An 18,210-nucleotide genomic window follows, 5' to 3' on the forward strand; every position below is an offset into this window, starting at 1 on the left:
TTCCGTGGCAGCCGGTTTAGTAGAACTGCTGGCCCGTGCGGCGGGTGTAGAGCTGGCGGGCAACGCGCTCCCCCGCGGCCATCCAGGCCTTGTACTTCAGCGGGTTCAGCACCTGGTCATAGCAGCCCACAAAATCCGTCACGGTCTTGCTGAAGCTGGTCTTGAACAGGCCCAGGCCGTGGAACGGGTTGGACGTGTCCTTGAGCTGGTCGCTGGGAGGCGTGCCGCAGAAATCGTATTCGGTGCAGCCGATTTCCTTGAGCTGGTTGATGGCCTTCCATTGCACCAGGTGGGAGTCGCCGTACTGGCCGCGCTTCTGCAGCGAGCCGCCATCCTTGTATGTGCCCTTGCGGCCGTAGTTGATGACGAAGGCGCCCACCGACGGCACGCCGTTCTCATAAACGAACAGGAGCCGCCCCTGGTCCCGTTTGATGAAATTCGTCCAGAACTGCTGGTAGTAGTCGTATTCGCGGACGCGGACCTGGGACTTGGCTTCCACGGTGTTGGTCATCAGCGCGTACATGGCGCGGAAGTTCTCTTCCGTGGGCTCTACGTTGCGGACCTCCACCCCTTCGCGGATGGCGCGGCGAACGGCGTTGCGGCCCCGCGAGTGCAGGTTGCGCAGCAGCTGGTTCTCTTCCGGGGAGATGTCCAGCAGTGCCGTCGAGTCGTTTGGCTGCAGGTTGTGCGTCTTGACGAGGCCGGCGCCTTCGATCACGCTCTTGGCGGCATCGGAGAGCACGATGTCCGGCTCAATCTTGATGGCGAAGACCCCCAGCCTGGCGCGCTTCACGAACTCGGCGTTGGCCGCCGCGATGCCGGGGATGTCCTCGACGGAGGCCACATCCGGGCCCTTGATCAAGTACCAGAGTTTGCCCAGCAGCGGGAAGGACTTCTCCAGGACGAGGTTGTAGCTCGCGTAATCGGCCGTCTCGTAGACAAGGTGAAGGGGTTTCCAGCCGAAATGCTGCTTGACCTCGGCGAACGCCTCCGATTGCAGGAGATTGCCGCCATTGGGATTCGCGGTGACGTGGGCATCCCAGTTGGCGATCTCTTCGGCAGAGGCAAAGCGGGCAGTGAATTCACGCAAGGGTGCGGTATCCAATCATTGCGGTAGGAGCGTCGGCGGCATGCGGACATGCAGGTTCAAGTCTATCCGCCAAGGTCCGTGGTCCGGCCCGTCGTCCGGTCCGTGGTCCGGCCAGACGCCGGCCCGGAACGGAGCCGCTACGCTGGAAGCATGCCGTCTGACCAACAATCTCTTGCCACAGGATCCGGACGCCAGGGACACCCGGCCCCGATGCGCGCGTTGGGTCCCCAACTGCTGGGACTGCTGGCCTTCCTCGCCGCTTCCGCCCTGGTGGCAGGGCTCGGCGGGCTTGCCACCGCCAACAACGTCAACGGCTGGTACGCCACCGCGGACAAGGCGCCGTGGTCACCGCCGAACTGGGTATTCGGGCCGGTCTGGACCCTCCTCTACACCGCAATAGCCGTGGCCGCCTGGCTGGTCTGGCGCCGTCGGACCGAGGGAACGCGGCCCGCCCTGACGGCTTATGCCGTCCAGCTGGTCCTGAACCTGCTGTGGACGCCGGTCTTCTTCGGCCTGTACCCGGTGCTCGGCACTTCCGCGCTGTGGATCGCCTTTGGCATTATCGTCGCCCTCGCGGCGGCCGTTGCCGTCACCATCCTCTACTTCGGACCGATCAGCCGGACGGCCGGTCTGCTGCTGCTGCCCTACCTGTCCTGGATCGTGTTCGCCGCGTCGCTGAACCTCTGGGCGGCGCTGCACAACTGACGCTGAACAGCTGTCTCAGCACTCCACCACGTTCACGGCGAGGCCGCCCATCGCGGTCTCCTTGTACTTGGAGCTCATGTCCTTGCCGGTCTCCCGCATGGTCACAATGACTTCATCGAGGGACACCCGGTGCGTGCCGTCGCCCCACAGGGCCATTTTGGCGGCGTTGATGGCCTTCGCGGCAGCGATGGCATTGCGCTCGATGCAGGGGATCTGCACGAGCCCGCCGATCGGGTCACAGGTCAGGCCGAGGTTGTGTTCCATCGCGATTTCCGCGGCGTTTTCCACCTGCTGCGGGGTTCCGCCCATGACTTCGGCCAGGCCGGCGGCGGCCATCGACGACGCCGAGCCCACCTCGCCCTGGCAGCCGACCTCGGCGCCGGAGATCGAGGCCTGCTCCTTGTAGAGCACCCCGATGGCGGCGGAGGTCAGCAGGAACTTGACCACCACGTCGTCGCGGTCGGCCTGGGTGGCCTTGTCCATGCCGGGGGCGAAGTGCAGGGCGTAGTAGAGCACGGCGGGGATGATGCCGGCGGCGCCGTTGGTCGGGGCCGTGACCACGCGGCCGCCCGAGGCGTTTTCCTCGTTCACGGCGAGGGCAATCAGGTTGACCCACTCCTGCCAGTACTTCGGGTCCCGGTCCTTGTCCTCTTTCATGAGGCGTTCATGCCAGTCGGGGGCGCGACGGCGGACCTTCAGTCCGCCGGGCAGCAGCCCCTCGCGCTTGAGGCTGACTTCGACGCAGCCTTCCATCACCGAGTAAATGTGCAGCAGGCCTTCGCGGATCTCTTCTTCGGTGCGGGAGGCTCGCTCGTTGACGAACATGATCTCGCCGATGGAGAGGCCTTTGGACTGGCAGCGGCCCAGCAGCTCCGCGGCGGTGCGGAAGGGCAGCGGCAGTTCCTTCTTGGATTCGTCGAGTTCCTTGAGCGCGGCGTCCTCCTCGCCTTCGCGGACAATGAAGCCGCCGCCGACGGAGAAGAACGTGGCGGAGTGCAGGATTTCGCCGCCGGCGTCGGAGACGGTGAACGTCATGCCGTTGGTGTGCCGCGGGAGGATGGTCAGGGGGCGCAGGATCATGTCCTTGACGCCGTAGGGCAGCGGCACGGAGCCTGCCAGCTGCAGTTTTCCAGTCTCGGCAATCGCGGCGAGCCGTTCCTCGACTTCCTCGGGGAGGATCAGCTCGGGGTGGAAGCCTTCCAGGCCGAGCAGGATCGCGGTCATGGTGCCGTGGCCGTGGCCGGTGGCGGCGAGGGAGCCGTAGAGGTCAACGCGCAGCGATGCCACCCGGTCCAGCACCCCAGAAGCCTTGAGCTCCTCGGCGAACACTGCGGCAGCCCGCATGGGTCCCACCGTGTGTGAACTGGATGGTCCTATTCCGATGGAAAAGAGGTCGAAGACTCCAACGGCCATTGTCGGTTCCTAACTGGCTTTTAACTGTGGCCCGGCAGGGGGTCCTGCCGGAAGGCGGTGCGGCCGCCGGTTGGCGGCAGTGCCGCCGGATGCACGACGCCGGGCGGCAGCTTGTGGCGGCGGCCCGGCGTCGTGATCTGTACTGCTACTACTTCTGTAATACGTCCCTTAGGCGAGGTTATCAACCGAGGGGTAGAGCGGGTGGGCGGAAGCGAGGGCCTCCACCCGGGAGCGAAGACCGGACAGGTCGGCGCCGGCGTCGGCGATCAGGGCCTCAGCGATGATATCCGCAACTTCCGCGAAAGCCGCCTCGCCGAAACCGCGGGTGGCCAGCGCGGGGGTGCCGATGCGCAGGCCCGAGGTGACCATCGGCGGGCGCGGGTCGAACGGGACGGCGTTGCGGTTGACGGTGATGTCGATTTCCGCGAGGCGGTCCTCGGCTTCCTGGCCGTTCAGTTCGCAGTTGCGCAGGTCCACGAGGACCAGGTGCACATCGGTGCCGCCGGAGATCACGTTGATGCCCTTGGCGGTGACGTCCGGCTGGACCAGCCGGTCGGCGAGGATCCGGGCGCCTGCGAGCACACGTTCCTGGCGTTCCTTGAACTCCGGGGACGCGGCGATCTTGAAGGCCACGGCCTTGCCGGCGATGACGTGCTCCAGCGGGCCGCCCTGCTGGCCGGGGAACACGGCCGAGTTGATCTTCTTGGCGATGTCGGCGTCGTTGGAGAGGATGATGCCGCCGCGCGGACCGGCGAGAGTCTTGTGCGTGGTGGAGGTGGTGACGTGGGCGTGCGGCACCGGTGAGGGGTGCAGCCCTGCGGCGACGAGCCCGGCGAAGTGGGCCATGTCGACCATCAGGTATGCCCCGACGGAGTCGGCGATCCGGCGGAACTCGGCGAAGTCCAGCTGCCGGGCGTACGCGGACCAACCGGCAACGATCAGCTGCGGCTTGTGCTCCTGGGCCAGACGCTCCACCTCTGCCAAGTCGATCCGGTGGTCCTCCTCGCGGACCTGGTACGGGATGACGTTGTAGAGGCGGCCGGAGAAGTTGATCTTCATGCCGTGGGTGAGGTGCCCGCCGTGGGCCAGGTTCAGGCCCATGATGGTGTCGCCCGGACGGATCAGGGCGTGCATCACGGAGGCGTTGGCCTGCGCGCCGGAGTGCGGCTGGACGTTAGCGTACTCGGCGCCGAACAGGGCCTTGACCCGGTCGATGGCGAGCTGCTCGATGACGTCGACGTGTTCGCAGCCGCCGTAGTAGCGCTTGCCTGGGTAGCCCTCGGCGTATTTGTTGGTCAGCACGGAGCCCTGCGCCTGCATGACGGCCTTGGCCGTGTGGTTCTCCGAGGCGATCATCTCCAGGCCGTCCCGCTGGCGGGTCAGCTCTGCGTCGATCTTCGCGGCGATCTCCGGATCCAGCGCGGACAGGTCCGCGTCCAGGGAAGGGGAGACTACCTGCTCGAACGTGCCGGTTACGGCGCCGGCAGCGGCGCTCACAGCTCGCCGCCGTTCTTCGACGCGTACTCCTGCGCGGAGAGGAGCGGGCCGTCCGATTCGGCAGCCACCTTGAAGAGCCAGCCGGCGCCGTAGGGATCGCTGTTGATCAGGGCGGGATCGTCGACGACGGCGGGGTTGATCTCGGTGACCTCGCCTGTGACGGGCGAGTACAGGTCCGAGACGGACTTGGTCGACTCGACCTCGCCGCAGGTCTCCCCCGCGGTCACCGTGGCGCCAACTTCGGGCAGGTCCACGTAGACGATGTCGCCGAGGGCATCGGTGGCGACGGCGGAGATGCCGATGGACACAACGTTCCCGGCCTCCCGCGCAACCCACTCGTGCTCGTCGGAGTACTGCAGTTCAGGGGCAACTCTTGCCATTTGTTTTTCCTTTGCGTTTGAAGAGTCGTGGGCTACATCAATTGTGGCTGGGTTTTGGTGGCGGATGAGGCAATTCCTCCGCGTGCTCGGTCGCGAAGGCGCCCGCTGGGCGGACGCGACGCTCCCTTAGACGCACGCTTCCGGAATCCCCTCATCCGCCATTATTCAGTTCAGTTTTCGGGGCCAGCGGTTCTCCGGAAAGAACAGTGGCCGTTCGTATTCTTCTGGGGCCTGGCTGCTCCCCCGGCTTCAAGGGTGTCGTCAAGCTCAACCCCCAATGATCGAGCTTGGCGTAGTACACCGTTGGGACGAGCCGACCCTCGGCAGGCGGTTCATCCTCCAGCACTTTTGGCTTTCGAAGGCGCTTTCCAAGGTGCTGGGTTCGGGCGGTGAGCCGATATCGAGGGCCCGGTCGACTGGGTTTTCGAAAGCGTGCGTCTAAGCGAGTGACCGCCGTCCGGGTTCCCTGACCGAGCTTGCGAGGTTAGGGGGACGGCGGGTCAAGCGAGCGAGCACGCGTGAAAACCCGGCCGGCCGGTCCCGGAGCCAGCCAGGGCTCAGGGACCGGCACCCGCGGGCTACTTTTGGCGCTTGTAGAAAGGCAGTGCGACCACTTCGAAGGGCTCGGCCTTGCCACGGAGGTCGATGTCCAGGGCGGTGCCGGGTTCGGTGAACTCGACGTCGACGTAGGCCATCGCGACCGGGTAGCCGAGGGTCGGGCTGGGCTGGCCGGACGTGACTTCGCCGACCGTGTTGCCGTCCTTGAGGACCGGGTAGTGGCCGCGGCCGGCCCGGCGTCCGAGGCCCTTGAGGCCCACGAGCTTGCGGCCCGTGGTGGATCCGGCGCCGGTTTCCTTCTTCGCGGCCAGGGCGGCCTTGCCGACGAAGTCGCCTTCCTTGGACAGCGCGACAATCGGGCCCAGCCCGGCGGCGTACGGGTCGCCGTCGAGGGAGAGCTCGTTGCCGTAGAGCGGCATGCCTGCCTCGAGGCGGAGCGAGTCGCGGGACGCGAGCCCGGCAGCGGTCAGTTCGCCGTCTTCGGCGATGGCGACGAGCGCCTGCCAGAGGGCGGCGGCGCCGTCGTTTGCGACAAAGATTTCGAAGCCGTCTTCACCGGTGTAGCCGGTGCGGGCCAGCAGGAGGTCCTGGCTGGCGCCGCCGAACATGAACGGTACTTCGACGGCGGCGTAGTACTTCAGCCCGGTGACGAGCTCGTGCTGCGCGGCGGGGACCAGGCGCAGCAGGATCTCCTCGGCTTTGGGCCCCTGCACGGCGATCAGCGAGGTTTCGGCGGACGCGTCCTCGACAGTGACGTCGAATGCACCAGCGGGCTCGGCGAGGGCCGCGGCGACGATCTTCGCGTTACCGGCGTTGGGGACCACCAGGAATTTCTGCTCGCCGCGGCGGTAGGTGATGAGGTCGTCGATGATGCCGCCGTCCTCGTTGCAGATCAGCGAGTACTTGGCCTTGCCGATGGCCATCGCGGAGATCTTGCCGACGAGGGCGTAGTCCAGGAAGGCTGCGGCATCCGGGCCGGTGACCCAGACTTCTCCCATGTGGGAGAGGTCAAACAGGCCCGCGGACTTGCGGACGGCGTGGTGCTCTGCGAGTTCGGAGCTGTACTTGAGCGGCATCTGCCAGCCGCCGAAGTCCGTGAAGGAGGCGCCGAGCTTCTTGTGCTCTTCGTAAAGGGCCGTGTAGTTCTCAGTCATCGTTCGCTGTCCTTCAGTTGGCGGAGTCGTCGGAATGGTCCTCGAAGGCTTCGAGGGGAGGGCAGGAGCAGATCAGGTTGCGGTCGCCAGCCGCGCCGTCGATCCGGCCGACCGGCGGGAAGTACTTGTCCTGGCGGAGCGTGTGCACCGGGAAGACGGCCTGTTCGCGCGGGTATTCGCGCGCCCAGTCGGTGCTGATGACGGCTGCTGCGGTGTGCGGTGCGTTGCGCAGCGGGCTGTGCTCCACGGTGAAGTCGCCGTGGGCCACCTGGTCGATTTCGGCGCGGATAGCGATCATGGCCGTGATGAAGCGGTCGATCTCGCCGAGGTCCTCGGACTCGGTGGGTTCGACCATCAGGGTGCCCGCCACCGGGAACGCGAGGGTGGGCGCGTGGAAGCCATAGTCGATGAGGCGCTTGGCGACGTCCTCGGCGGTCACGCCGGTCTTGGCCGTCAGCTCGCGCAGGTCCAGGATGCATTCGTGGGCTACGAGTCCGCCTTCACCGGTGTAGAGCACCGGGAAGAAGTCGTTCAGGCGGGAGGCGATGTAGTTCGCCGCGAGCAGGGCGGACTTGGTGGCCTCGGTGAGGCCCTGGCCGCCCATGAGCTTCACGTACGCCCAGGAGATCGGCAGCACACCGGCCGAGCCGTAGCGGGAGGCGGAGATCGGCGTGCCGCTTTCGCCGTTGGCCGGATCCGCCGCGTTGCCGGGCATAAACGGTGCCAGGTGGGCCTTCGCCGCGACCGGGCCGACGCCGGGGCCGCCGCCGCCGTGCGGGATGCAGAAGGTCTTGTGCAGGTTCAGGTGCGAGACGTCGCCGCCGAACAGGCCGGGCTGGGCCAGACCGACGAGGGCGTTGAGGTTGGCGCCGTCGATGTAGACCTGGCCGCCGGCAGCGTGGATGGCGTCGCAGACTTCGCGGACGTCGGCGTCGTACACCCCGTGCGTGGACGGGTAGGTGATCATGATGCAGGACAGGGCGTCCTTGTGCAGCTCGATCTTGGCAGAGAGGTCGGCGTGGTCGATCGTGCCGTCCGGGGCGGTGGCGACGACAACGACCTTCATGCCGGCGAGCACGGCTGAGGCCGCGTTCGTGCCGTGGGCCGAGGCCGGGATCAGGCAGACGTTGCGCTGTTCGTCCCCGCGGGAAAGGTGGTAGCCGCGGATGGCCAGCAGGCCGGCGAGCTCTCCCTGGGATCCGGCGTTGGGCTGGATGGAGACCTGGTCGTAGCCGGTGATCTCCGTGAGCTGGGCTTCGAGGTCCTCGATCAGTTCGCGCCAGCCCGCGGTCTGGGATTCCGGGGCGAAGGGGTGGATGGAGGCGAATTCCGGCCAGGAGATGGCTTCCATCTCGGCGGTGGCGTTCAGCTTCATGGTGCAGGAGCCCAGCGGGATCATGGTGCGGTCCAGGGCGAGGTCGCGGTCCGAGAGGCGGCGGATGTAGCGCAGCAGCTGGGTTTCGGAGCGGTGGGTGTTGAAGACCGGGTGCTGGAGGTAGTCGGAGGTGCGCTCGACGGCGGCGTCCAGGGCGAAGCCGGCGTCACTGTCTGCGACGCCAGCCCCGAACGCGGCGACGACGTCGGCGACGATTGCCGCCGTCGTGGCCTCATCGGCGGAGATGCCGACCGTGTCGGCGTCGATGGAACGCAGGTTGATGCCCTTGGCGTCGGCGGCCGCGACGATTTCGGCGGCCTTGCCGGGCACCGAGACGGTCACGGTGTCGAAGAACGACGTGTGCAGCACGTTCAGGCCGGCGGCCTTCAGGGAGGCGGCGATGGTCCTGGCGTGGCCGTGGACGGTCTCGGCGATCGCCTTCAGCCCGTCCGGGCCGTGGTAGACGGCGTAGAACGAGGACACGATGGCCAGCAGCGCCTGGGCGGTGCAGATGTTGGAGGTGGCCTTCTCGCGGCGGATGTGCTGCTCGCGGGTCTGCAGCGCGAGGCGGTAGGCCGGGACGCCGGCGTTGTCCTTGGAGACACCAACGAGGCGGCCTGGCATGGACCGCTCGAGGCCCTTCTGGACCGCCATGTAGGCGGCGTGCGGGCCGCCGAAGAACAGCGGAACACCGAAGCGCTGGGTAGAGCCGACGGCGATGTCGGCGCCCTGCTCGCCGGGCGGCGTGATGAGGGTCAGCGCGAGCAGGTCAGCGGCGACGGTGACGAGGGCGCCGCGTTCCTTGGCCTCGGCGATCACGGCGGTGTGGTCGAACACGCGCCCGGCGGCGCCGGGCTGCTGGAGGACGACGCCGTTGATGACGCCGTCGGGCAGTCCCTTGGAGAGGTCCGCGACCTCGACCTCGAAGCCGAGGGCCTCGGCGCGGCCTTGGACGATCGCGATGGTCTGCGGGAGGCAGTCGGCGTCGAGGACGGTCTTGCCGTCGTGGGCGGCCTTGTTCTTATTCGCCCGGCGCATCATCAGCACGGCCTCGGCGACGGCGGTGGCTTCGTCCAGCAGCGAGGCGTTGGCGATCGGCAGTCCCACGAGGTCCTGGACCATGGTCTGGAAGTTCAGCAGCGCCTCGAGCCGGCCCTGGGAGATTTCCGGCTGGTACGGCGTGTAGGCCGTGTACCAGGCCGGGGCCTCGAGGATGTTCCGGCGGATGACGGCCGGAGTGACCGTGTCGTAGTAGCCCTGGCCGATCATCTGGACCGCGGTCTTGTTCTTCGCGGCCAGCTGGCGCAGTTCGGCGAGGACTTCGACTTCGCTGAGCGCTGCGCCGAGCGAGAGCGGGGAGTCCTGGCGGATGTCCTTCGGAACGGCGGTGTCCACGAGGGCGTCGACGGTGTCATAGCCGACAGCCTTCAGCATGGCGTCGACGTCGGACTCACGGCGGGCGCCGATGTGCCGGTCAACGAAGGACGTGGAGGCTGAGGTAACAGTCACAAGGAACTCCATAACTAAGGCGGCGCAGGGTACGCCACATTGACTCGGGTTCCTCCCCGCTCTGTATTGGACCTGAGAGTTTCCGCGCAACCGTGCTCTCGCATGGCTCCGCTTGCACCGTCGGTGAGCACAGCATGTCAGAAGACAGCCTGCTACTTTCCAGAGTTGCCTTGCCGCGGCGGTACATGGGCCTGAGAGATTCCTGGGGAGGATTTGCTCCTACGGCGCCCGCTTGCACCTACAAGCAGAACTCTCCCGCCGCAGATCAAAGGCATATTAACTTGGCGTGACAACAGTCACAGCTCTCATTGTCCTACGCCCGGCCCGCGTCCGCAAACCCGCGGCGGGTCCCCTGCGAGAGTTACGCGCTGGGACCGCCGTCGGGGGCGGACTGGCCGCCGCAGGCTTAGCCGCGGAGACGCTCGAGGGCAGTGAGGAGACCTGCGACGTCGGGGCCGACCTCCGGCAGCCATCCCCCTGGCCCGCGGGCCAGCATCGCATTGAAATACAGCCCGTCACCCATATAAAGGACCGGCTTGGCCATGGCAGGGCCGACGTCGGCCGCCAGCAGTTCCAGCCAGGACGCCTGCACGGCGGCCATCCGCCGCAGGGTTTCCTGATGGGCCACCTCAGCGAGCCTGGTGGCAGCGACGAAGACCCGGTCCAGCGGCGTGTCAGCCCAGACCGAGGACTTGATGAAGAACGCCGCAGCGCCTTCGGGGGCGGCGGCCATGGCAGCGAGGTCCTCGGCGAGCAGCCGGTCCAGCCGTTCCAGCAGAACGGAGATCATCGCTTCCTTGTTGGGGAAGTGGTACAGCAGCCCGCCCTTGGAGACGCCGGCAAGCCGGGCCACGGCATCCAGCGTCGCGGCACGCTCGCCCTCTTCGATCAGCAGGGATTCGAACGCGTCGAGGACGGCTTCGCGGGCGACGGGTTTTCTGGCCATGGGTCCTATCATGCCCCCTGGCGGGGGCTTCATTTCTTAACTGTACCGTCCAGACGGTACAGTTAAGTCCATGAGCAACACTTCCTTCACCCGCAACAGCACCGGCGCAGTTGGCGAGTCCGCCGCCGGGGCAACAACCAGCCATGCACCGCGTGCCCCGTGGCGCGACTGGCTGGCGCTGGCGCTGTTGATGTTTCCGGTGCTGCTCGTGGCCGTCGACAACACGGCCCTGACCTTTGCGCTGCCGGCCATCGCGCGCAGCCTCGACGCCACCGGAGTCGAGCTGCTCTGGATTGTCGACGCCTATCCCCTGGTCCTGGCCGGTCTTCTCGTGGCCATGGGTAGCCTCGGGGACAGGATCGGCCGCCGCCGGTTGCTCTTCGTCGGCAGCACGGGTTTCGCTGCCGTCTCGGCGGTCACCGCCTTCGCCCCCAGCGCCGAATGGCTGATCGCCGGACGCGCAGGCTTGGGGTTCTTCGGCGCCATGCTGATGCCCTCCACCCTTTCCCTGATCCGCAACATCTTCCCCGAACCCAACCGGCGCCGGCTGGCCGTGGCCATCTGGGCCGCCGGCTTCTCCGGCGGCGCCGCGCTGGGCCCGATCTTCGGCGGCTGGCTGGTGGAGCACTTCTGGTGGGGCGCGATCCTGCTCGTGGCCGTGCCGATCATCCTGCCGCTGCTGGTCCTGGGGCCGGCCCTGATCCCGGAATCCCGCGACCCGAATCCTGGCCGCGTGGACGTGCCCAGCATCATCCTGTCCCTGCTGGTGATGGTGCCCGTGGTCTATGGCATCAAGATCCTGGCCACCCACGGACTGGCCGCGGAACCGCTGGCCGCCATCGGCTTTGGCCTGCTGATGGGCTACGTCTTCATCCGGCGCCAGCGGCACCTGCTGCCGGCAGCCCCGGCACAAAGCGGTCCGGCACAGAACAGGACGGCACCGTCTGACGCCGGGGCACGGAACCGCACCGCTCCGCTTCTGGATATCAGCCTCTTCGGCAACCGGGTCTTCAGCACCGCCATCATCGCGAACGTGCTGGCGCTGTTCTCCTTCAACGGCTTCATCCTGTTCCTCGCGCAGCACCTGCAGCTGCTCGAGGGCCAGTCCCCCTCGGAATCCGGCGTCGCCATGGTTCCCGCCCTGATCGCCACCGTGGCGGCCGGCTTGCTGGTGGTCCCGCTGGTGAAGAAGGTCCGGCCCGGTTTCGTGGTGGCCGGCGGGCTGCTCCTGAGCGCCGCGGGCTACTTCCTGGTGGCCTTCGGCGATCATGGCAACGGCCCCGCGTTGCTGCTGGCGGCCTTGCTGGTGCTGTGCCTCGGCGTGGGCGCCGCTGAAACCATTTCCAACGACCTGATCCTGGGCGCCGCACCCGCGGAGAAATCCGGCGCGGCGGCCGCAATTTCCGAGACGGGCTACGAAATCGGCTCACTGCTCGGCACCGCCATCCTGGGCTCGATTCTGACGGCCTCCTACCAGGGCAATCTCCGGTTGCCCGCCGCCGTCGCCGAGAGCGCCCCCGCCGAGGCGTCCGCCCAGGCCGGCGAGACCCTTGCCGGTGCCGTGGAACTGGCCGAAGCTCTCCCGGGACCGCTGGCGGACGCGGTAATGACCGCAGCCCGCGCCGCCTTCGACTCGGGCGTCCACATCACGGCAGCCATCGCGCTGGTCTTGATGACGGGAGCGTCAGTCCTCGCCGCCGTCGTCCTTCGGAAGGTGCCAACGGCGCGGTAGTCCGTAGGACTCTGCATCTTGGAGACCAGGATTAAATGCCGAGCGCCCGGCGCCGGTGGGAACCGGCGCCGGGCGCTGAAACTGCTGGCGGCTGCTACTTGCTGTCCGCCGTGGTGACGCTGGCGTTGGCCCGCATCGTCTCGGCGTTGACCATCCACGCGTACTGCTCAAACTTGGCGATGAACTCGTGCAGCAGGTCCGCCGTCGTGGGGTCCTCCTCGTCCACTTCGTCGTGAACCTTGCGCATGGTTCCGACGGCGGCCTCGAGGGCGGCGACGATCCGCTCGATGGCGTCCTTCGTGTTGATCAGGCCGGCCGGGAATTCAGCGAGCGAGGTGGACTTGGACACCGTGGAGCTGCGGCCGTCGGGGAGGGCGTGCAGGGCACGCATGCGCTCCGCCAGGTCATCCGCGAAGGCGCGGGCGGCGTCGATGATCTCATCCAGCTGAAGGTGGAGGTCCCGGAAGTTCGTCCCGACGATGTTCCAGTGCGCCTGCTTGCCCTGAACGTGAAGTTCGATCAGGTCTACTAGCACTGCCTGCAGGTTCGTCGTGAGCGTTGGTGATGCTTTCATGCGTCCTCCTGAGTAAGTCCGATACCGTTGCGACTGTTGAATCCGCTTTTACCAAGCCGCTATTGCGTTCGATACCGCTGGATTCGATGCTACCGACGCTACCCCAGGGCATAGAGGGACGCGACGCCCCTGGAAGAATTTCTCGGTCAGCTTACTAAGTCGGCTTACTACCGGCCGGGGAGGACGTCCGAAACCGCTCAGACCGCCTGGTTGAGCACCGGCCCCTGCGGGAAGATCGCCCGCGTAATGCCGCCCGTGGTGGTCTCTGCCAGCTGGGCAAGGTAGTCATTTCGGCGTTTCGGGGTGATCCGCGACTGGGGTTCGAAGCCCTGCCCGGGATCGTCCGAATAGTGCGCGGTCAGGCCGTCACGCATGAGCCGGATGGCCTCGGCGCGCTGCTGGGAGACCGCCGCGTGGGTAGATCCAAGTTCCGCGGCCAGATCCTTGACGGTCCGGTCGCCAAAGTAGATCTCCTCGACGACGTAGCGCATCCGTTCGGGGAGGGACTTCACCGCCGCGCGGAGGTACTGGAGCCGCTCGTCCGCGAGCACGGAGTGTTCAGGGGTCAGGGTCTCGGCGGCCAGCGTGTCAACGACGGCTTCATCCAGGGGCGTCAGCGTCCGGGAGGCATCGGCGAGGGCTGCCTCGACGACGCTCTGCTGGACACCGAGGGCCGCGGCGATCTCGTCGACGCTGGGGGTGCGCCCGAGGGCTGCGGCGAGGGTTTCCTGGACCGACATCGTTTCTTTGATCCGGCGCCGCGCCGAGCGGGTGGCCCAGTCGCTCGCCCGCATCTCGTCGGCAAAAGCACCCAGGATCCGCCGGCGCGCAAAAGCACCGAACGGCACCCCGAGGTCCGGGTCGAAGGAGTCCGCCGAGGTGATCAGGGCAATGGCGCCCGCCGACGCCAGGTCATCGCGAGAAAGGTGTGACGCCTTTGAGCACAAGTCTGAGACGAGGTAGCCCACCAGCGGAAGATGCTGTGTGACCATCTCGTTGCGTTCCACGCGATTCAATAGAATGTCCCCCCATGAGACAGGATCCGGCAGCCTTAAAAGACCGAGAGCCGCACCCGAAATGGGCCCCGTGCTCCCCCATGGAAGTCGGAGTTCAAAAACCCGGGCGCAGCACCCAGAACGAAACCTATCACCTGATCCCCTCTCTGCGTGTAACCTCAGGGAAAAGCTTGGCTGAAAATGCGGTAAGGCTTCTCGGCCGGGGGCGGCAAGGGGAATGGGGCCCATGGGTGCAGGTGATCTTTCGGCGGCTCTCTGGCAGGAGCGCCGTCAGCTGGAATTGCTCTTATTCAGGCTGGAGACGCAGCGTCTCCATGTCCTGGCCGGCAACCTGCAGTGGTTGAGCTTCACCGCCTCCGAAGTGGAGAGCGTCCTTGACCGGCTGCGCTTTGAAGCGCTGGCACGGAGTGTCGAGTCGGCAGCGGTGGCGGCCGAGTGGGGGTTGCCCGCCCAGGCGACGCTGAATGAGCTCGTCGCGGGGGCACCGCCCGGCGCCTGGGCCGAAGTCCTGCAGGATCATCTGGACGGTCTGCGCACTTTGCTCCGGCAGCTCAACGATGCCGCCCGGACCAGCGAGGACACGCTGCGCAACCTGAGCCGTCCAGTGGCATCCGGCGCGTCGGCCGGTCCGCGCAACGGCGACGCCGCGCCTGTGCAGGCGGACACCGCTGGGGTTCTTGATCAGCTGACGACGGCGGGGAACATTGAGCGCGCCCTGGCAGTCACCCGCAGGACCAAACAGCCCCTCCTGGACCAGTACCTCGGCGGCAACCGCGGCTGACCGGGTTCCCGTCCCGGCATTCAGTCCGCGGCGGGGGCTGGGGCCGACGGCGGCAGGAGCCCGCGCAGCGCGTCTTCCGTGTCCGGGCCGGATTCCGCGCCCGCTTCAGCCGCCGCCAGGTTCGCCGCGGCAATGGCTTCAATGACTTCCCGGCGCTGGATCGGCACCCCGCGGGGTGCTTCAATGCCTATCCGAACACCGTCGCCGCGGCCTTCGAGAACAGTGATGACGATCCCGTCGCCGATCATGATCTGTTCGCCCGGCTTGCGTGTAAGTACCAGCATCCTCTCAATCTACCCTTCGCTGTGCTGAGCTGCCGACGTATCCTGCTGCTGGTGTGGTGCCTGGATCGTGCCGCGCATCTCAGATCCTGACCGAACGGGCCTGGCCGGAGTCGATCCAACCCACCGGCAGTCCAAGCGTGTTGACGGTTTCCGGAGTGGCGGTCTCCGCCGCCCCGACAACCGCTACCCCGGTGATGTCCAGTTGCGCGGCGAGCACACCGACCCAGCGCGCCGTGTCCTCCTGTTTGCGTCCGGCGTCGACCACTACCCACAGCTGGTCGGCGGAGAGCATGGCGACGGATTGGAGCCGGGCGAGGGCATCGCGGGCTTTCCCGAGGCCGAAGGCCACGAGCACGGTCTGGTCCGTCATCACGGCGTGGGCGCGGGCCGCCGTCGCGCCCTGGCGTCCTTCCACGTGCAGATGGCCATAGGCGGACAGTTTGCCTGCCGTGCGCACATCGGCGCCGCCGGCGACCGTGGACATCGCCAGGGCCGTGTCCAGTGCGTCGTCGTCGAGCCCGACCAGGACCACCAGATCACCGGTACCGCTCAGCGGCACCGGCACGGACTCGAGGACCTGGGCCGGGGCGGGCGCCGGTGCTGCCGGAGCCGCAGCGCCGGACGTCAGTTCGGTTGCGCCAGGAGCCGGGGCAGTGGCCCCGGAGTCCTGCCGGTTGCGGCTGGCCGGGACACCCGGGGCGGCGGCCGGGCCGCGCAGGCCGGTGCCGAGCTGTTCAAGCAGATCAGCGAAGTCCGGGGACTCCGTCGAGAGCCCGGCGTTGCCGGGGCGGTGCAGGCTCAATTCCGCGGCGTCGGCTTCCTCGAGCAGGGCCGCAATTGCGGCGCCTTTCAAGTCGTGGGCGGGCGCAGCCCCCGCGGGCTTTGCAGCCTCTACCGGCGGTGCCGCCGGCGCGTCAGCCTCGGCCAGGATGTCGGGATCGGGAACCACCTCACCGGTGACCACCTCGTGCCCCGTCACCACCTCGACGATCGCCTCGTAACGGTCGCCGGCGAAGAGTCCGGCGATCCCTGGGCTGATGACCCGTTCCGCCGAGACGATGCGTGCCGCGGGGCCGTGCTGCTGTTCCGCCTTGCGGCGGATCTCCTCCAGCGAGGCGCCCTTAAGCCGAAAGCGGTTCTGCATGGCGAACGACTCCTACTGTTTCGATCCGGACGTTGGCTGAAGTGACTTCGCGGTAAGACAGTACCGGCACCGAGCCAGGCTGCGCTCCCACGAGGCGGCGGACTGCGGGGCGAAGCGCCGGCGCGCAGACCAGCACGGCCGGCCGGTTGGCGGCCGCTGCGGAGTCGACGGCGGAACGCACCGAGCGGAGGACTGCGTCGAGCCTGTCCTGGTTCATCACGATCTGGCTGCCGCCCTCGGCGGGCCGCATGTCCTCGAGCATGTGCTGTTCCAGGACGGGGTCGATCATGATCACGTTCAGCACCGGGCCGTCCATGAACTTGGCCGTCAGCGCCGGGCCGAGGGCTTGCCGCGCGGATTCGACCAGTGATTCCGGGTCGGTGGAGACCTTCGCGCGGAGGGTGAGCGCCTCGTAGATCCTGGCCAGGTCGTTGATGGGCACCTGCTCATCCAGCAGGCCCTGGAGCACGCGCTGCAACTCGGCGAGGGAGAGCAGCGCGGGGGTGAGTTCGTCGACGGCGGAGGGGCTCTGCTTCCGCACTCCCTCGGTCAGGACCCGGACGTCCTCGCGGGACAACAGCCGGGCGGCGTTGGCCGTGACGATCGAGGACAGGTGCGTGACCAGGACCGAAACACGGTCGATCACGGTGGCGCCGGTCATCTCCGCGTTGTGCCGCATTTCCGCCGGGATCCATTTCCCGGCCAGCCCGAACACAGGCTCAATCATCGCGATGCCGGGGAGCGAGTCGAGGCTGTCGCCCAGGGCCAGCATCTGGCCGCTGGGGGCGGTGCCGGCGCCAGCTTCGACTCCGGCGATCCGGATTGAGTAGCTCGCCGGGGGCAGGTCCACGCTGTCTCTGGTGCGGACCGGCGGAATGACCAGGCCCAGCTCCATGGCAATCTTGTGCCGCAGGGACCTCACCCGGGCCAGCAGGTCATCGGAGGCGCCGGAGACCATATCCACGAGGTCGGGGGCGAGCAGGATCTCCACCGGATGGACGCGCATGTCCTCGAGCAGCTTCTCGTTCGGATCCATTTCCGGGAAATTCAGGGCACTGGCCTCGGCGTCCAGGGTCTTTGCCTCCTGCGCTTTTTGGGCCGCGATCCGGCGCGATGCCAACAGCAGGCCAACACCGACCAGGATGAACGGCAGCGGCGGCATGCCGGGGATGAGGGCCATCGCGATGGCCGCGACGCCGGCGATCATCAGCGCGTTGGGTGACTGCAGCAGCTGGGTGGACGCAGTGCGGCCCATGTCCGCTTCGGCGTTGGATCGGGTCACGATCATGCCCGTGGAGACTGCCATCAGCAATGCCGGGATCTGGGTCACGAGCCCGTCGCCCATGGTCAGGATGCCGTACGTGTTTACGGCGTCGCCGATCTCCATGCCGCCCTGCAGCATGCCGATCGCGATGCCGCCGACGAAGTTGATGATAATGATGATCAGCCCGGCAATGGCGTCACCCTTGACGAACTTCGAGGCGCCGTCCATGGCGCCGTAGAAGTCGGCCTCGGCCGAGACTTCGGCGCGGCGTTCGCGGGCCTGGGTGTCCGTGATCAACCCGGCATTGAGGTCGGCGTCGATCGCCATCTGCTTGCCCGGCATCGCGTCGAGGGTGAAGCGGGCGCCGACTTCGGCCACGCGCTCCGCACCTTTGGTGACCACGATGAACTGGATGACCACAAGGATGAGGAACACGACGGCGCCGATGATCATGGAGCCGCCCACGGTCACCTGGCCGAACGCCTCGATGACCTGCCCGGCGTGCGCCTCCCCCAGGATCAGCCGGGTGGAGGCGACATTCAGGCCCAGCCGGAAGAGGGTGGCGACCAGCAGAAGGGAGGGGAACACCGAGAAGTCCAGGGGCTTCTTCACGAACATGCTGGTCAGGAGGACCAGGAGCGCCAGCAGGATATTGCAGACGATGAGGACGTCGAGCAGGGGCGCGGGCACCGGAACAATCAGCAGCAGCACAATACCGACGATGCCGATTGGCACTGTCAGCGGGGCGAACTTCTTCATGATGCGGTCCTTTCACAGACGCTGGTTGG

15 protein-coding genes and 2 riboswitches are annotated in these 18,210 nt (G+C 67.2%); of the genes, 3 read left to right on the forward strand and 12 right to left on the reverse strand.

Annotated features, from left to right (window positions below):
- Window positions 1-16: 16 nt before the first annotated feature.
- Window positions 17-1,090 carry a lipid II:glycine glycyltransferase FemX gene (locus AC1DC5_RS13570; protein ID WP_476865488.1) on the reverse strand — a complete coding sequence of 358 codons (1,074 nt, stop codon included), beginning with the start codon at window positions 1,088-1,090 and terminating at the stop codon, window positions 17-19.
- 210 nt (window positions 1,091-1,300) lie between these two features.
- Here AC1DC5_RS13570 and AC1DC5_RS13575 point away from each other — a divergent pair, with 210 nt between their 5' ends.
- Window positions 1,301-1,795, forward strand: a complete 495-nt coding sequence (locus AC1DC5_RS13575) for a TspO/MBR family protein (RefSeq protein WP_476865535.1) — start codon at window positions 1,301-1,303, stop codon at window positions 1,793-1,795.
- A 15-nt stretch (window positions 1,796-1,810) separates the two neighbouring features.
- On the opposite strand, the gene AC1DC5_RS13580 is transcribed toward AC1DC5_RS13575, so the two are convergent.
- The 6 genes from AC1DC5_RS13580 to AC1DC5_RS13605 form a co-directional block, all read right to left on the reverse strand.
- Window positions 1,811-3,208 carry an L-serine ammonia-lyase gene (locus AC1DC5_RS13580; protein WP_476865489.1) on the reverse strand — a complete coding sequence of 466 codons (1,398 nt, stop codon included), beginning with the start codon at window positions 3,206-3,208 and terminating at the stop codon, window positions 1,811-1,813.
- A gap of 168 nt (window positions 3,209-3,376) precedes the next feature.
- Window positions 3,377-4,705: a serine hydroxymethyltransferase gene (gene glyA, locus AC1DC5_RS13585; RefSeq protein WP_476865490.1), complete on the reverse strand. Its 1,329-nt coding sequence runs from the start codon at window positions 4,703-4,705 to the stop codon at window positions 3,377-3,379.
- Entirely contained in the window at window positions 4,702-5,085 is a 384-nt protein-coding gene (gene gcvH / locus AC1DC5_RS13590) for a glycine cleavage system protein GcvH (protein ID WP_441404963.1), read from the reverse strand. The genes glyA and gcvH overlap by 4 nt, the downstream gene beginning before the upstream one ends.
- A 578-nt stretch (window positions 5,086-5,663) precedes the next feature.
- Window positions 5,664-6,797 (reverse strand): glycine cleavage system aminomethyltransferase GcvT, encoded by a 1,134-nt coding sequence (gene gcvT, locus AC1DC5_RS13595; protein ID WP_476865491.1) that lies wholly within the window; start codon window positions 6,795-6,797, stop codon window positions 5,664-5,666.
- Between the two features lie 13 nt (window positions 6,798-6,810).
- Window positions 6,811-9,693, reverse strand: a complete 2,883-nt coding sequence (gene gcvP / locus AC1DC5_RS13600; RefSeq protein WP_476865492.1) for an aminomethyl-transferring glycine dehydrogenase — start codon at window positions 9,691-9,693, stop codon at window positions 6,811-6,813.
- 39 nt (window positions 9,694-9,732) lie between these two features.
- Window positions 9,733-9,849, reverse strand: a riboswitch (glycine riboswitch).
- Between the two features lies 1 nt (window position 9,850).
- A riboswitch (glycine riboswitch) is annotated at window positions 9,851-9,949 on the reverse strand.
- Between the two features lie 138 nt (window positions 9,950-10,087).
- The gene (locus tag AC1DC5_RS13605; RefSeq protein WP_441404966.1) at window positions 10,088-10,627 is read right to left on the reverse strand and encodes a TetR/AcrR family transcriptional regulator; all 540 of its coding nucleotides are present in this window, start codon (window positions 10,625-10,627) and stop codon (window positions 10,088-10,090) included.
- A 70-nt stretch (window positions 10,628-10,697) separates the two neighbouring features.
- Between AC1DC5_RS13605 and AC1DC5_RS13610 the strand changes: the two genes are divergently transcribed.
- Window positions 10,698-12,359 carry an MFS transporter gene (locus AC1DC5_RS13610; RefSeq protein ID WP_476865493.1) on the forward strand — a complete coding sequence of 554 codons (1,662 nt, stop codon included), beginning with the start codon at window positions 10,698-10,700 and terminating at the stop codon, window positions 12,357-12,359.
- Window positions 12,360-12,453: 94 nt separating this feature from the next.
- Here AC1DC5_RS13610 and AC1DC5_RS13615 read toward each other — a convergent pair whose 3' ends face one another.
- Both AC1DC5_RS13615 and AC1DC5_RS13620 read right to left on the reverse strand, forming a co-directional pair.
- Window positions 12,454-12,933, reverse strand: a complete 480-nt coding sequence (locus tag AC1DC5_RS13615; RefSeq protein WP_441404968.1) for a Dps family protein — start codon at window positions 12,931-12,933, stop codon at window positions 12,454-12,456.
- Window positions 12,934-13,130: 197 nt separating this feature from the next.
- Window positions 13,131-13,949, reverse strand: coding sequence for a sigma-70 family RNA polymerase sigma factor (locus AC1DC5_RS13620; protein ID WP_441404969.1), 819 nt, complete (start codon window positions 13,947-13,949; stop codon window positions 13,131-13,133).
- Between the two features lie 226 nt (window positions 13,950-14,175).
- On the opposite strand from AC1DC5_RS13620, the gene AC1DC5_RS13625 reads away from it, so the two are divergent.
- Window positions 14,176-14,730: a flagellar protein FlgN gene (locus AC1DC5_RS13625; RefSeq protein ID WP_476865494.1), complete on the forward strand. Its 555-nt coding sequence runs from the start codon at window positions 14,176-14,178 to the stop codon at window positions 14,728-14,730.
- A 20-nt stretch (window positions 14,731-14,750) separates the two neighbouring features.
- Here AC1DC5_RS13625 and AC1DC5_RS13630 read toward each other — a convergent pair whose 3' ends face one another.
- From AC1DC5_RS13630 to AC1DC5_RS13640, 3 genes are all read right to left on the reverse strand, one after another.
- Window positions 14,751-15,014 carry a carbon storage regulator gene (locus AC1DC5_RS13630; RefSeq protein ID WP_441404971.1) on the reverse strand — a complete coding sequence of 88 codons (264 nt, stop codon included), beginning with the start codon at window positions 15,012-15,014 and terminating at the stop codon, window positions 14,751-14,753.
- A gap of 79 nt (window positions 15,015-15,093) precedes the next feature.
- Window positions 15,094-16,158 carry a hypothetical protein gene (locus tag AC1DC5_RS13635; RefSeq protein WP_476865495.1) on the reverse strand — a complete coding sequence of 355 codons (1,065 nt, stop codon included), beginning with the start codon at window positions 16,156-16,158 and terminating at the stop codon, window positions 15,094-15,096.
- Complete coding sequence (locus tag AC1DC5_RS13640; RefSeq protein ID WP_441404973.1) at window positions 16,136-18,181, reverse strand: flagellar biosynthesis protein FlhA; 2,046 nt, start codon at window positions 18,179-18,181, stop codon at window positions 16,136-16,138. The genes AC1DC5_RS13635 and AC1DC5_RS13640 overlap by 23 nt, the downstream gene beginning before the upstream one ends.
- Window positions 18,182-18,210 lie beyond the last annotated feature (29 nt).

It is taken from the genome of Arthrobacter sp. 10L424 (genome assembly GCF_056395325.1).